This window comes from Helicobacter macacae MIT 99-5501 (assembly GCF_000507845.1).
Classification (GTDB): Bacteria; Campylobacterota; Campylobacteria; order Campylobacterales; family Helicobacteraceae; genus Helicobacter_B; species Helicobacter_B macacae.
In genome coordinates this window covers 93,977-109,578 of sequence record NZ_KI669454.1, presented here as the reverse complement: position 1 = coordinate 109,578, position 15,602 = coordinate 93,977, and the positions used below count along the sequence as shown (strand labels likewise).

The window sequence follows — 15,602 nt, the reverse complement described above, 5'->3', positions numbered from 1 at the left end:
GCTTTTTGTCGTGCTTTGCTTCTAACGCAAAAGGGCAATTCTAGCCAAAGATTTGTCACAAATTCTAAAACATTGCGACAAAATCCCCCAAAATCCCCAAACCCACTCACTCATAAAAATCCCATATAGGAATCTCATAGCTTAGGCTACTCACGCTCTCCACGCCCCTTATGCGCGAGTGTGCGACTGCTTTGCTTCGCTCAATCAGCAGCGGGATATACACGCCACTTTGGATAAGCAGCTCTATCGCCTCATCGCTTAGGGCTTGTGCTCGCGATTTTTTCCCTAGATTTTGTGGATTTTGCACGGAGTTTGCCACAGAAGCGGACTCTTTGATAGCCTGTAAGATAAGCGCGTCAATGCGCGACTTCTCTTTCAAACCACTTTGGGCGATATAGTCCCCGTGCCCAAGCGGCTTGGTGTAGGAATAGAGCTGGGATAGCGGCTCATAAGGCGCACCCCACGAATCAACAAACGCCATATCAAACTCGCCCTTCCTTAGCGCATTAGCATACATACTTGGCTCAAGCCCGCGCACGGAGAGAGCGATATTTGCCTCTTTTAGCTGGGATTGGAGGATTTGGGAAAGCATTTTTTGGCTTGGCTTATCACCGAAAAAAAACAGCTCTAGCTTTAGTGGATTTTCCGCCGTGTAGCCAAATGAGGCGAGAATCTCACGGGCTTTTGTGAGATTTTGCTGATAGAGATTTTGCTCTTTTTGTGAAGCATTGTTTTGAGTGATTAGATTTTGCTTGCTTTGCGCGGGTTGGCTTGAGTTGGCTTTAGTTGGCGAAATTTGGTTTTGTGGGGCTTGGTTTTTAGGATTTTGGGGTTTAAATTCTGGATTGTGGTGGGGATTTTGGCGAGTTTGTGGCTGTGTGGCAATATCTTTTGGACTAGAATCCACCCACCCCCTAGCTCCCTCCGCAAAGGAGGGGGAAATAGAGGAAGCCCCTCCCCTTGCAGAAGATATTTGAGAAAGGGCTTGGGGAGGGGTATTTGTAGCGTGATTTGGCGCATTTGTCGCTAGCGAGGGGGAAATAGTGTGCTTATCCTCCGCACTAGCTCCATTTATGTTTGGCGAGGAGGGGGCAATGTGCATATTATCTGCAAGCAAGGGGGGAACAACGCGCGTATGCACAAAAATGCTCTCCGCGACACTTGCTATGGGGCTTGATACGGTGTTTGTTGTGGTGTTTGTAGGGCTTGCACCGCTTTCATCGCTACGATTTGCACCACAATCCACACTACAATCCCCACCACCGCCATTACCACTCTTGCCACTCGCACCGATTTCGCCACTATCGCCACCGCTTACACCACCACTTGTGCCATACACCGCGTTTATCAGTGTATCTTTGTCTATGCTTAGGGCTATTGCCCTGCGGATTTGGGCTTGCTTTATGCGCGTGGAATTTAGCATAAGGCTTGTGGCGAAAGAAGCCTGCCCAAGATACGCCCGAAACTTTGGGCTTTTGCCACTATCGCCACGCACGGCATTGATTTTGCCCGCACTTTCCACTACTTTATTTTGCGCGCTATCATTTCTCGCCCCCCCATTTCCACCTGCATTTTCCGACACTCCATTTTGCACGCTCAAGCCCTGTGCCACCGCACTTTTTAGCTCCTCATTTCTTATCTCTTGGAAAATCCTTGTAGGAATCTCATCTGCGCCATATATCATATCCACCTGCCCCGCCCGTAGCGCACTTAGCTTGGAGTTTGGCTCAAATATGACTTTGACTACCACCTCATCATAGTATAGCCCGCCCTGCTCCTCTAGTCGCTTAGCGTCCCAATAGTGCGGATTTTTGGCGAATTTATCATAAGAGCCGAGCTTGGATTCTACGAGCATATATGAGCCCGTGCCTATGGGCTGTGGGTTTTGCGCGACTAAGTCTAAATCAGGCGGGAACGCGCTAGGGGCTAGAAATCTAAAAGGACGAGGCAATGCAAGCTCATTTAGCGTGGGTGCGTAGGGCTCTTTTAGCACGATTTTTACGCGGTAGTCATCTACCTTTTCTGCCCGCTCCAAAGCCCTAGCTAGCCCGCTCCACGAATGCCTAGCGCGATTTTTGAGAATCGAGGCAAAATTTAGCACCACCGCATCGGCGTTGAACTCCTCGCCATTAGAGAATCTCACGCCCTTGCGCAGGGAAAAAATATAGACTTTGCCACTTGTATCAAGGGCAAAAGAAGTCGCTAGGCTTGGGATAATCGCACCGTTTTTATCCGCCTTTAGCAGTCCCTCATAAAGCAGATTTTGGGCAAACATAGCGTTTTTGTTATATCCCTGCGGATTTAGCGCACCGACATTTTGGCTATATGCAATTTTTAGGACTTTGGGACTTGCTGTAAGATTTTGGGCGGATTTTGAAGCGATGTTTTGGCTTAGATTTTCTCTCAAAAGCGACACGCTAAAAAACACGCACAAAGAAAAAACACCAAGTGCTAGCCCAAACATAGCTAGGACTTTCACCCCACTTCCAATCACGCTCCCAAGTGCGCCCTCAAACCTATCCACACTAGCCCTAGTAAACGTGATTATAGACTTGAGAAAAGATTTCATTTTTTCCACTTTTTGCCACATTTTCTGTCCCACTGCGTCCCTTAAAATATTTGCAAAATTCCCAAAATTTCACAAAAAATATGTCTTTTTTTTGCGATTCTGCTAAATTGTATCCAAAAATATTAACAAAATCTATTTGGTAATATTTTGTTAATCAAAAAATGGCTAGAATGTCAAAAATGAACAAAAATTGTGTAGTTTTGTAAATTTTCTAAGAATTTATCGTTTTGATTTTACAAATTTGTATCAAAATGGAAAAACTTTGGCTACACTGCTTTTTCATCGCCACACAAGCGATGCCAAAAAAAAACCGCGCAAAAAGCAAAATGTATAAAAACGCAATACATAAAGGCGCAACACATAAAAAGGAAACGCAAATGAACTCAAACCCAAGCCACCGCTCCAATCGCCACTCTTACCACAAAAACCCTCCAAACACCACCCAAAAATACAAAGCCACAAATCTACCCCGCATAGCCCTAAGCATAATCGCTTCTAGCTATCTGTGCTCGCTAAATGCCAATCCACAAGCCACACAAAATCAACCCTCGCAAAATCAACTTGAGCAAAATCAAGCACATTCTACCCAACCTGCGCAACCCACGCAAGCACAAACCACGCAAACTACACAATCCATAACAAGCACACAAGATTTTCCACAATCCCAAAGCGCACAAGCAAGACAAGAAGCCCAAGCAAGCCACACAGAGCAAGCGGGGCAAGGAATGCAAACAGAAGATAAGACGCAAGACACACAAGAACCCCCACTAGATTCCACACAAAAGCCCACACAAGCTACACAAAGCCCCTCACTAGATTCTACGCAACACACCCAACAATCCACCGACACGCCACACACACCGCCGACACCAGCACAGCCAAAGCCACCCAAATCCACCCAAAACCCCATAGAGACAAAAGAGCTTGATAGAGTGGTTACCACAGGTTCTGCGCTTGCAAGCGATATAGCTAGCATTCCGGGCAATGTCTCAATCATCGATTCTAAAGCGATTTCTACGCAAGCAAATACCAAAATCACAGACATTATCTCCAAGCAAGCAGGTGTCCATATCGACAACAACACCAGCTTCAACCCCCGCCCAAAGGTAAAAATACGCGGGATAAACTACGGCACGCTAGTCTTGCTAGATGGCGTTATACTTAGCGATTTGGAGGGCGAAGCTAGAATCCTAAACCAAATATTCCTAAACGAAGTAGAGCGAGTAGAAATCGCTAGAGGAGCGTCCTCTGCGGTGTATGGCACAGGCGCGATAGGTGGTGCGATAAATTTCATCACCGCTATGCCAAAAAAGCTAGAGATAAAGGCTAACGCAGGCTATGGAAGTGCTTTCATAGACGGCGAGGCAGATAGAAATGTCGCGAGTGCTTACTTAAGCGTGGGCAATGCCTTTTTGGAGAAAAAGCTAAAAGTGAAGATTCACGGAGGGTTTAAGCGAAGTGAAGTATATGCCAACTCGCCCGCTTATGTAAATGCCACAACGATGAATGGACAAACAAATAGCTTAAGTGGCTACTATATAGACAACAAAGGTAGATATATCATAGGCACAAATGGCGAAAGAGAGGTAAACACCTACGACATAGGCATAAAAGCTAGCTATGAGCTAGGAGAGAGAGATGAGCTAAGCGCGACATTTCGCTTCTCAAACCACAACTACGACACCAAAAACTACAAAACCTACCTAAGAGATACCAGCGGAAATCCCACCTACACCATAAACAACCAAAACTACTTCATCGGTAGCGGACAAACAGGGCTAGGCACTTACTCACACATACTAGCTAGCCTAAACTACCTCCATAGCTTTGATGATGGCATATTTCGTATCCAAGCCTCTAGTCTAAATCTCCTTAGCAAGTGGCAGGACGCAGAAAATAGCGATACAAATAGAAACTTCTCTAGCGGGAAAGGTAGAGGGCAAGACATCGACACAAGCAACAACTATCTAGACTTCATCTATGAGGATTTGCACTATGATAGGCAAAAATTCACGCTAGGAGCGCAGTTTCGCTACCACCATATAGTGCAGACAACGCCCATTCTTACAAATTGGCGTGATTCTAGCACAAGAAGTGGCTACTACAACAAATACGGAGGAGAAACATTCATAGGCTCAATATATGGCTCTCTTAATTCTCTTTGGGTAGATTCTAGCAAGTATGGCAAATTTGGCTCTACTCTAGCAGGCAGGTTTGATAATTGGGTAAATTTCGACAACTACATAGAAGACAAAGAAAATGCTAGCAACGCAGAGCTAAATAGAAACTTTGCCACCACCTACTTGCCTATCTTTAGTCCCAATCTAGCCTTGCACTACACTCCACTACTTAGCTCCACCACGCAGCAAAACCTTACCCTAAAAACTAGCGTAGGATATGGATTTCGTATGCCAACGATGAGAGAGAAATACTTTTTCAACTTCGGCAGTGGAAGCACTGAGCAAAGAGCGCACAATCCAAACCTAAAGCACGAGCAAGCACTAAGCTTTGAAATCGGTGCGCAATACCAAAGCAAATGGATAAACACAAGCCTTTATTTCTACAACATAGAAATGTTTGATATGATATACCAAACAGGCGATGGCACTCAAAACACGCCTATAATGCGAAAAAACGCAGGCAGAGCTAGAATCAATGGCATAGAATACGCCCTAGAGATTCCCATCTATCGCGCCCTAGCCTTTAGCGCAAACTACACGCTTACAAATACACAATTCCTAACCAACACAAGTGCTAACCCAAACCAAAACACCAAAGGCAACGCCCTCCCAGCTATCCCCAAACATAGCGCAAACTTCACTCTATCTTACGCACCAAAATACGGATTTTATGGCTCTTTGTGGGCACACTATACAAGCGCGTTTTTCTACGATGATGCAAACACAAGGCTTTGGGGTTCTCTTTATAGCTATGATGAGCAATTTACCCTAAACGCCAAAGCGGGCTATGCCTTTGCAAATGGGATTGACATATCCGCGCAATTTCTAAATATGACAAACAATAGATATTGGGACTATTATAAAGTAGCAGGGGCTAGCTTCTACCTCCAAATCGGCTACAAGCTGTAAGTAAAAAACTTCGCAAGTAAAATCGTAGCGACTTCTTGTCATATTTGAGTAAAGCGAAATATCTCAAAAAATAACCCCCAAAAATATGCAGATAGAGATATTTCGCTTCGATTAAGTATGACAAAAAGTGAAATACAAAACCCCTAGCTTTTCTTATTTTTCAAAGCATTGCCGACAAGTTGCGTTATATCATTTTGCAAATTAGGATTTTTAGATATGAGCCGCTCGCGTATTTCAGCGGCTTTGTCCGTGTCTATACTATCTAGCGATACTAGCTCTTTTACCGCATCAAGCCATTCTTGTCTTTGAGGGGATTGCGGTGCGATGATATTAAACTTTTTGATAAACATATCCACTAGCTCTAAGGCTTTGGCTTGAGTTTTGGCATCAGGGATAAGTGCGCGAAAATCCTTTATGGTAAATTGCTTTGGCTTAGGAGGACGCACGCCAAACGCCGAACGCGCCACAAGCCCAAACACAAGTAGCACCGAGCCAAGCCCAAATGCCAAAATCAAAAATAGCGCGAAAAACCCGTGATTAAACATTGCTACTCCTTAGAATGTAAATGCCCTTTTTTAGTATAAATATTTTAGCACAAACGGCTTTTTGCTTTATCTTTTGGTTTATCCTTTGGTTTTGCTTGAGTTTTAGCATTTTGTGCTTTTTTGCCTTTTGCACGCGTGGCTATTATTTCGCACCACCTTTATCCCACCGCTATTTGTCTTTTTGCTTGTTTGCCTTTTGGTGCTGATAAAACGCATTTATCGCTTCGACAAACCCATCTAAGCTCCCGCAATCATATCGCTTCCCTTGAAATTTATACGCAAGCACGCGTCCGTTTTTTGCCTGCTCCATTAGCGCGTCTGTGATTTGGATTTCGCCCTTTTTGCCGGGTGGCGTTACTCGCAAAATGTCAAAAATATCAGGTGTGAGTATATATCTGCCGATGACTGCGAGATTTGATGGGGCTTCTTTTTGGCTTGGCTTTTCTATCATCTTGCTTACGCGATAGACATTTGGAGAGATTTCCTCCCCTGCGATTACACCGTATTTGTCCACCTCGCTTAGTGGCACTTCCTCGATAGCGACAATAGAGCATTTATGCTTGGCATAGAGTTTTGTCATTTGGGCTAGCACGCCATCGCCATCGTTGTAGCACAAGTCATCAGCCAAAATCACTGCAAAAGGCTCATTACCTATGAGCGTTTCCCCTGTCAAAATCGCGTGCCCAAGCCCTTTCATTTCGTTTTGGCGAGTGTAGGAAAAAGTGCATTGCGTGATGAGAGAGCGCACCTCATTTAGCAAAAACTCCTTATCCGTTCCTTTGATTTGGTGCTCTAGCTCATAGCTTATGTCAAAGTGGTCTTCGATACTGCGCTTACCCCGCCCCGTAACAATCGCCATCGTATGACAGCCAGCACTTAGAGCTTCCTCTACGCCGTATTGGATAAGTGGCTTTGCAAGCACGGGGAGCATTTCTTTTGGCATAGCCTTTGTAGCAGGGAGGAAGCGCGTGCCATAGCCTGCTGCTGGAAAAAGACATTTTTGTATCATTTTGGATTCTCCTTTTTTTTGAGATTTTTTTGGGCTAGATTTTAGATTTTGCTCCAATCGCTGATTTTCTTAAGATTTATTAAAATCGCATTGTAATCCACAAAGACAAAAAAAGCGTTAATAGACTTTTATCACACATTATCTCTTACTTGCCTTGATTATTCTTGCATTGCACCCAACCTTATGCGCTTCCCTCTGCGCTACACCTCTGCACTTACTTTGCGCTTGCTACACTTCAGGCATATCCCTAGATTGGCTAAGCTCATCTATCTCTTTAGAGTCTACCACTAGCTCCCATTTCTCATCATTATCAATGATTTTTGTTTTGTCCAGCTTATCTAAGTCTTGGTCTTCATCTTGAGCTTCTCTGATTTTTGGTAGGGATTTTTTGGTTTTTGCACCTAGCTCTTTTAGTGTCTCTGCTCGCGAGCTAAGCCCACCTTTGCCATTTATCTTTGTCTCCATTTCATCGCTTGTGTTTTGGGCTTGCTTGAGTGTCTTTTTTAGCCGCTCAAAGTCCTCATAAAACGAAGCAAACTTATCATAAAATCTGCCAATCTCTTCAAACGCCCTCTGCACTTTCTCATCACTCTGTATATGCACCCAGCCTATGCTTATAGTTTTTAGAGCCATAAAAAGCGTGTGTGGCGTGGTGAGGTAGATTCCCTTTTGATAAGCATATTGATAGATATACGCGTCCGCTTCCAATGCCATATCTAGTATGTTTTGATATGGCACAAAAAGCAATACAAACTCGTGCATTTTGGCATTTTTAAATCTAGGATTGCTAGAGCGAAATCTCTGATAGTTCTTTTTTGCTAGCTCATCTATGCGAGATTTTAGATTTTTGGCGATTTGGGCTTGTAGAAGCGAGTTTGAGAGCGCGTTTGGTGCGGGATTTGTAGTGTTTGTGATATTTGTGGCATTTGTAGAATTGTTTGGTAGATTTTGTATATCACTTGGGGTTTCGCCTTTTGGCAGAGAATCACTCTCAAGCCCCATATTTGAATCTAAAGAATGTGTAGAGTCCGCACTTGGCAGATTTGGCAGTGAAAATTTAGAATCTATCACAATCCCGCTTTTGGTATCAAAATACACCACTGCATCGGGAACAAACCGCTTGCTTACCCCACTATCATCATCGCTAAAGCTACTTTGAAGTTCATAGTTTACCCCCTCTTGCAAACCGCTTGATTCTAGCACGGCTTTTAGTTGTAGCTCGCCAAAATTCCCCCGCACCTTTTTTTCGCCTTGCAGGACTTGGGCTAGCTTGTTTGCGTCCTCGCCCAACTTACGCGAGTAGGTAAAGATATGCGAGATATTCTCTTTTAGGCTTGCTTCATTTGCAATCAAGTTTTTAGAATAGCCTTCCATTTCCTTTTTTAGCGGGGTGAAAATCTCTTCTAGCAATTCCCTAGAATCTTTATTTAGCATTACTTTGTTTTGATTTAGCAAGGCAGTTTTTTGGATTTCTAGGTTTTTTTCTAGCTCCTCTTTGAGTGTTTTTAGGCTATTTTCATATCGTTTTTCTAGCTTTTCTAGCTCGCCTTTTTGGTTTTGCTTTAGCTCATCTAGTTGGGTTGATTTATCCTTTAGGGCTTGGGCATAGAAGTGGTTGGAGGATTCTAGTTTGGCTTCTAGCTGTGCTAGGGATTGGGATTTTTCTTTGGCTTCTAGCTGTGCGGAGTAGAGTAGGTTTTGGGTATTTGCTAGGAGTGATTTTAGGGATTTTACTTTCAGTAGTGCTAGAGCGCAGATGAAAGCTACAAGCACAAGTAGCCAAGAAGATATATCAAGCATATCAAACATCGTAGTTCCTTTTTTGATTTTTGGCAAATTTAGCAAACGCGATTATAGCATATTTAGAATCTTTGGCTTAAACAAGAATCAAAAGCCAAGCACGCAATTAAAAAGCAGGGGACAAGTAAAGAGCAAGTCAAAAAACAAGTAAAGTAAAAAGCAAGCAAAAAAAGTTAAGTAAGCAAAAGATAGATTCCAAAACAAAGTAGACACAAATATTTGCGTGGCGACTAGATTGCTAAAATCTAGCAAATCCACACTAAACCACCACGCAAGTTAGAAAATGCGCTAGCCGACTATAAGCCTAGCTATGACAACACCACTATATATCATAGCGGAAGCGCACAACGCCTGTGATACCGCCCTGCTGTCTATCGGCTTTGCGCAAGTAGGAGTTATACCAGCATATATGTGGGACTATGGTAAAATTTTTGGAGACTTTGTAGGGGACTTGGAAAGAGATTTTGTGGCTGTGGACAAACTCATTTGCCACCGCTTGAGTGATAGCCACACGATTTGTAGTCGCTCCATTTCCACCATAGCTTAGCTGATAGCCCGCACCAAGCGTGAAAGAGAGCGCGTAGCTCCCCTCTTGTAAGCATTTGCTAACATCTCAAACTCCTTGTAAAAAATCGCTCCACCGCTTTTGCAAGCAAAATCTAATAAAAAGATTTTTAGATTTTGCATTAGAGATTGCTTGATAGATTTGCTCCACACCCGACATATTTCACAAATCACAAAAATCAATCAAAAATCAGCAAAGCAACTCAATACTACAAAAAAAAAAAAAACGGATTTTTAACCTTTGTCATTTTTTGTGTAAATTTTGTAAAACTTTCTGCCACCTCTTGCCACTTCATTTTTGCCACCCAATTTTTTGCTACCAAAATAGATTTTGCAAGTCAAAAGCCAAAAAATAATCAAAATAAGAAAAATCAACAAAATATGCTAAAATACACCACTCAAAATCCAAAAACAATGCTTTAAAAAGCCCTAAAAACAAAATCTAAAATAGCAAATATAAGCCAAAAGGAGCGATGATGCAAGGAGCGATGAGTGCGCTTATCACGCCATTTAAAGACGGCAAGGTAGATGAAGCGACATTTATGAGCCTGTTGCGCAGACAAATCCGCTGTGGAATGGACGCGTGTGTGCCTGTGGGGACTACGGGAGAATCCGCCACACTAAGCCACAGCGAGCATAAGCAGTGCATAGAAATGGCAGTAAGCGTCTGCAAAGGAAGCAAGACAAAAGTCCTAGCAGGAGCGGGGAGTAATGCCACAAGCGAGGCTATCGAGCTAGCCAAATTTGCCCAAGAGTGTGGGGCTGATGGCATACTATGCGTATCGCCCTACTACAATAAGCCAAGCCAAGAGGGGCTATATCAGCACTACAAAGCCGTAGCGAAGTCCGTAGAAATCCCACTTGTGCTATACAATGTCCCCTCCCGCACAGGAGTAAATATCGAAACAAGCACAGCTATAAGGCTATTTGAAGAAGTGCCAAATATCACTGCGATAAAAGAAGCCAGCGGCTCTATGGAGAGAATCATCGAGCTAAACACCCACGCGCAGGGGCTAGCAATCTTTAGCGGAGAAGACGCTATAAACTACCCAATCCTAGCAAACGGCGGAAAAGGTGTAATCAGTGTAACGGGCAATCTTTTGCCAGACAAAATCGCCCAGCTCACACACTACGCGCTTGAGGGCAAAATATTGGAATCTAAAGCGATAAATAATGAACTTTATGATATAAATTCGGTATTATTTTGCGAAAGCAATCCTATACCTATCAAAGCTGCGATGTTTTTGAGCGGGCTTATACCCACACTAGAGTATCGGCTACCTTTGGTCGCTCCTAGCGTGGAAAATATGCGTTTGATTGAGCAGATTTTACAACAATATGAGGTGTGCAAATGAGTGTAGATTCTAATAAAAATGCCTGCTGTGGCGCAAGCGAGATGAAAGGCAAGACGCTTGTCATAAGTGGAGCGACAAGAGGCATAGGCAAGGCGATTTTGTATAAATTCGCCCAAAACGGCGTGAATGTGGCTTTCACTTACAACAAAAACGAAGAAGAAGCAAGCAAAATCGCTAGCGATGTAGAATCCAAATACGGCATAAAAGCGCGATTTTACCCGCTAAATGTGCTTGAGCCAGAGCAGTATGTTGAGCTTTTTAGCAAGATTGATGCGGATTTTTCACGCGTGGATTTTTTTGTCTCCAATGCAATCATTTATGGCAAAAGCGTGGCAGGCGGGTTTGGTCCTTTTATGCGATTGCGTCCAAGAGGACTCAATAATATCTACACTGCTACCGTGCTAGCGTTTGTCGTAGGTGCGCAAGAAGCGGCAAAGCGAATGAAAGAAGTAGGAGGCGGGGCAATCGTGTCGCTAAGCTCTACGGGCAATCTCGTGTATATGCCAAACTACGCAGGGCACGGCAACTCTAAAAACGCCGTAGAAACAATGGTGAAATACGCAGCAGCCGAGCTAGGCGAATGGGGAATCCGCGTAAATGCCGTAAGTGGTGGTCCTATCGATACAGACGCGCTTAGGGCATTCCCAGACTATGCCGAAGTGCGAGCCAAAGTCGAGGAACAATCCCCGCTAAATCGAATGGGGACGCCACAAGATTTGGCAGGTGCGGCGTATTTCCTCTGTGATAATGCCCAAAGTGCGTGGCTCACAGGACAAACAATCGTAATTGATGGTGGCACGACATTTAAGTAGGCTTAAATAGGATTTGAGTGATTTGGCAAGATTTTGCCAAAATCTTTTTGTTAGCCTTTTGAAATATTTGGCGGATTTGTTGTTGTATTTGTCGTGGCTATTTAAGTCGTTTTTGCTAGCCTTTAGACAAAATCTAGTGAAAACCCTAGTAAAAGCCTTTATTTAGGACAAATTACTAAGGCCACCAAAATCCACAAGCAAAATCCACAAAACTACCTCTTTTGATTCTTACAGATTTTAGCTTTTTCTTGCGCTTTTTATACTTCTCCACACTTTATTTGATACTCTTTTTTATCCCACTTGATTTTATTTGTGCTTTTTGCGCTTGCTTTGTTTTTGGCTTTGCTTTTTTGGTAAAACTCACCCAAATCACTTCACAAAATCCAATCACAAATCCAACATTTTGCAAAATTTAAATCAAAATTTAAGCAAATTATAAGAGAGTTATAAATAATATTTTGTATCATTTTTTGTTTTTCTCATAATCACACCAAAAATGCGAATAACCAAAAAAGAGAAACCAAGCCAAAATCTACCAAAACCTCATCAAAGCCAAACAAAAACATAAGGAAAAATATGCAGCCACCACAAACCAAGCAAGCCACCACAAAAACACCCACCCGCCACAGCCACAAGCGCGTTTGGATTTTGAGCGTTTGTATTGCGCTAGGATTTTGTCTATGTGGCTTGGTGGCACTTGTGTTTGGCGATAGTGATGAGGTGTGGGGAGTGGCTAGGCTTTGCAGGGCGATTTTTGGCATAGATTTTGGATATTTTAGCAAAGCATTTGATTTTAGCCCGCCTGTAAATGAGAATTTGGATTCTAGGATTTTGTGGGAAGTGAGAATGCCTAGAATCCTCCTAGCAGTGCTTATCGGTGCGCTTCTAGCTTCATCTGGCGCGGTTACGCAGAGCATCTTTGCAAACCCAATCGCAGACCCATATATCATCGGTATCGCTTCTGCTGCGACTTTTGGGGCGGTGCTAGCGCATTTTATCGGGCTTGATGATGTGTATTACGGTGTGGTTGGGTTTGTATGCTGTGCTACATTCTCACTACTTATCTTTGCCCTGCAAGAGAGGACAAATATCACTACGCTGCTAATCATTGGCATCGCCATTAGCTCGTTTTTGGGTGCGATTAGCTCGCTATTTATGTATATCATCGGTGAGTCAAGCTTCAAAATCATCGCGTGGCTTATGGGCTATCTGGGATTGAGTGCGTGGTATAAAGTGTGGATTTTAAGCGCGGTGCTTGTGGTGTGTCTAGGGTATTTCTACGCCCATAGAAATGGACTAAACATAATCCTAAGTGGCGATGAGGAGGCAAAAAATCTAGGATTAGATGCAAAAAAGCTAAAGCGAAATCTACTCATCATCTCTAGCTTAAGTGTGAGCTTTGGCGTGGCTTTTAGCGGGCTTATCGGCTTTGTGGGGCTTATTATCCCTCACATTGTTCGGCTTGCCCTGCGCGATTATAGCAATGCTCTTGTCCTGCCACTATGCAGCGCACTTGGTGGGCTATTTTTGCTTTTTTGCGACACTATCGCGCGAAGTGTGCAATCATTTGAGATTCCCATAGGAATCATCACAGCGTTTTTTGGTGCGCCTATATTTTTGTATCTCGCGCTAAAGTCAGCTAGGCTTTAGAAGTCGCATTTAAGATTTTGCAAATGATTTGCGCAAGTGATAAGGCAGTGATTAAAGAAATGGCAAGGAAATAGCAAATCTTATGGAATCCATATCTGTAAAAAATCTAAGTTTTTCTTATGGCAAAAGCCCGATTTTGCAAGACATTAGCTTTGCCGTGCGAAGTGGGGATTTTGTAGGGATTTTGGGTGCAAATGGCTCGGGCAAAAGCACGCTTATAAAAAACATACTAGGATTTTTAGCCCCTGCCAAAGGCGAGATAGAGATTTTGGGCAAAAACATAAAAGAGTATGACATAAAATCCCTAGCTTCCCTTATCGGCTTTGTCCCTCAAAAATCCGCCATAAACTCTCCACTGCTTGTAATGGACTTTTTGCTTATGGGGCGATATAGTGCGCTTAAGAAGGCGTTTGGCGACTATGATAGCCACGACAAATCACAAGTAGAATCAGTAGCTAGGGATTTGGATATAGAGCGGTTTTTAGAGCGTGATATTTTAAGCCTTAGCGGTGGGGAGTTTCAGCGTGTCCTACTTGGCAGGGCACTGCTAAAAAATCCAAAGATTTTGCTACTAGATGAGCCAACAAGCGCACTAGATATGAGCTATGCGCTAGAATTGCTAGGGCTTTGTGAGGGACTTTTATCACGCAGTATCGCTATCATAGCAGTCCTGCACGATTTAAATCTCGCCTCGCTTTTTTGCAAAAATATCATCTTGCTAAAAGATGGGCAAATCTACGCGCAAGGTAGCCCAAAAGAGCTTTTTACCCCTAAGATTTTACAGGAAGTGTATGGGCTAGATTGCAAAGTGATTTATGAAGTAGCTTACGGCAAAGAAATTCCATTTGTCCTACCTCTAAAACCAAATAAGGAGAATCAACAATGAGTGATAAAAACACAAACGACACAAAAAACAATATAGGCAATATATTTGTGCAGATTTTGCCTAAAGGCTTGCAAAACCTGCACAAACACTTGCACACGGACTTTTGCAAAAAATCGCGCAATAAATCGCACAAAAAGCTATGGCAGATTTTGGTAGTGGCACTGCTTTGGGCATTTGGCACGCACGCATTAGCACTTCAAAATCTCGCTACAAATACTAAAGCCAAAGATTTTAGCCTAGAGCAAGCAAAAGAGATGAGGCTAGTCGTGCTAGACCCCGCAAGTATCGAAATCATCTACCTGCTTGGCAAGCAAGATAGCATAAAAGCAATCGCTACAATGCAGCAATCCCATATCTACCCCCAAGAGCACACTTCAAAGCTACCAAGTGTAGGGAGCTTTTCTAACCCATCGGTAGAAAAGATTTTATCATTTAAGCCCACTCTTGTGATTTTGAGCCTATACTCTCTCGGGCTAAAAGAGAGGCTAGAAAATCTAGGGATTCAAACGGCATATCTACAAGCAGATAGGCTAGAAGATATGTATGAAAATATCGCCAAAATCGCTACCCTGCTAGGCGAGGAAGCAAAAGGAGCGCAGCTCATAGACAAAACAAAGCGCGAGATAAAATCCCTCCAAGCCACACAGCAAAACCAAAAGCCACAAAAAAGCGTGATATTTCTATATAGTAGCAATCCCCTAATGGCGTTTAATGACAACTCCGTAATCGCAGATATTTTGCGCTTGCTAGGGCTACAAAACAAAACTATCACTACCAATGTCGCCCGCCCCATACTCTCAAATGAATTTCTGCTAAAAGCCGACCCAGACATACTCATACTTGGCGTGCAAGCAAATGATATATCCACCCTCATCGCCCAAAATCCAGCACTAAAAAACCTAAAAGCCTACAAAAACAACGCGATTTTTACATACCCAAAGGCACATAGGCTACTGCGCGTAAGCCCCACCATAGTAGATGGCATAAAAGACTTAAAAACCACGCTAGATAGCGCGACAAAATAGTGGCAAATTGAGGTTTTGCAATGTCTAATTAGGCTTTAAGAAGCCTTCTAGTGTTTGAGCGATTTTATCGCTTGAAGTTGGGAGAAGCGGGGTTTATCATATCAAAAGGTGCTTTGTCGTATTTGGTAGGGGAATCTGTCGTGTTTAAGAGGTGTTTTTGTCATACTTTGCTTTTTGTCATACTTAAGCGTAGCGAAATATCTCTATTCGCATATTTTTTGGGGTTATTTTTTGAGATATTTCGCTACGCTCAATATGACAAAGTCCCAAATCTAAGCGGACTTGACAAACAAGCCAA

At 43.2% G+C, this 15,602-nt stretch carries 12 protein-coding genes; 6 read left to right on the top strand and 6 right to left on the bottom strand.

Annotated features, from left to right (window positions below; all coding sequences use genetic code 11):
• Positions 1-106: 106 nt before the first annotated feature.
• Positions 107-2,569, bottom strand: a complete 2,463-nt coding sequence (locus HMPREF2086_RS11875; RefSeq protein WP_187367092.1) for an ABC transporter substrate-binding protein — start codon at positions 2,567-2,569, stop codon at positions 107-109.
• Between the two features lie 377 nt (positions 2,570-2,946).
• On the opposite strand from HMPREF2086_RS11875, the gene HMPREF2086_RS00505 reads away from it, so the two are divergent.
• Entirely contained in the window at positions 2,947-5,658 is a 2,712-nt protein-coding gene (locus tag HMPREF2086_RS00505; RefSeq protein WP_023926762.1) for a TonB-dependent receptor, read from the top strand.
• A gap of 143 nt (positions 5,659-5,801) precedes the next feature.
• Here HMPREF2086_RS00505 and HMPREF2086_RS00500 read toward each other — a convergent pair whose 3' ends face one another.
• From HMPREF2086_RS00500 to HMPREF2086_RS11280, 5 genes are all read right to left on the bottom strand, one after another.
• On the bottom strand, positions 5,802-6,203 hold the full coding sequence (locus HMPREF2086_RS00500) for a hypothetical protein (RefSeq protein ID WP_023926761.1): 402 nt from the start codon (positions 6,201-6,203) through the stop codon (positions 5,802-5,804).
• A gap of 169 nt (positions 6,204-6,372) precedes the next feature.
• The gene (gene galU, locus HMPREF2086_RS00495) at positions 6,373-7,212 is read right to left on the bottom strand and encodes a UTP--glucose-1-phosphate uridylyltransferase GalU (protein WP_023926760.1); all 840 of its coding nucleotides are present in this window, start codon (positions 7,210-7,212) and stop codon (positions 6,373-6,375) included.
• A 228-nt stretch (positions 7,213-7,440) separates the two neighbouring features.
• Positions 7,441-9,021, bottom strand: a complete 1,581-nt coding sequence (gene rmuC, locus HMPREF2086_RS00490) for a DNA recombination protein RmuC (protein WP_023926759.1) — start codon at positions 9,019-9,021, stop codon at positions 7,441-7,443.
• Between the two features lie 313 nt (positions 9,022-9,334).
• Positions 9,335-9,523: a hypothetical protein gene (locus tag HMPREF2086_RS11285; RefSeq protein ID WP_148374446.1), complete on the bottom strand. Its 189-nt coding sequence runs from the start codon at positions 9,521-9,523 to the stop codon at positions 9,335-9,337.
• Between the two features lie 32 nt (positions 9,524-9,555).
• Entirely contained in the window at positions 9,556-9,699 is a 144-nt protein-coding gene (locus tag HMPREF2086_RS11280) for a hypothetical protein (protein WP_156921298.1), read from the bottom strand.
• 350 nt (positions 9,700-10,049) lie between these two features.
• Here HMPREF2086_RS11280 and dapA point away from each other — a divergent pair, with 350 nt between their 5' ends.
• From dapA to HMPREF2086_RS00445, 5 genes are all read left to right on the top strand, one after another.
• Positions 10,050-10,931, top strand: coding sequence for a 4-hydroxy-tetrahydrodipicolinate synthase (gene dapA, locus HMPREF2086_RS00470; RefSeq protein ID WP_034560191.1), 882 nt, complete (start codon positions 10,050-10,052; stop codon positions 10,929-10,931).
• Between the two features lie 41 nt (positions 10,932-10,972).
• Positions 10,973-11,743, top strand: a complete 771-nt coding sequence (locus tag HMPREF2086_RS00465) for an enoyl-ACP reductase (RefSeq protein WP_034560523.1) — start codon at positions 10,973-10,975, stop codon at positions 11,741-11,743.
• 576 nt (positions 11,744-12,319) lie between these two features.
• Positions 12,320-13,393, top strand: coding sequence for a FecCD family ABC transporter permease (locus HMPREF2086_RS00455; protein WP_023926756.1), 1,074 nt, complete (start codon positions 12,320-12,322; stop codon positions 13,391-13,393).
• Between the two features lie 82 nt (positions 13,394-13,475).
• Entirely contained in the window at positions 13,476-14,279 is an 804-nt protein-coding gene (locus HMPREF2086_RS00450) for an ABC transporter ATP-binding protein (RefSeq protein WP_023926755.1), read from the top strand.
• A gap of 254 nt (positions 14,280-14,533) precedes the next feature.
• Positions 14,534-15,304 (top strand): ABC transporter substrate-binding protein, encoded by a 771-nt coding sequence (locus HMPREF2086_RS00445; protein WP_051397623.1) that lies wholly within the window; start codon positions 14,534-14,536, stop codon positions 15,302-15,304.
• Positions 15,305-15,602: the final 298 nt, after the last annotated feature.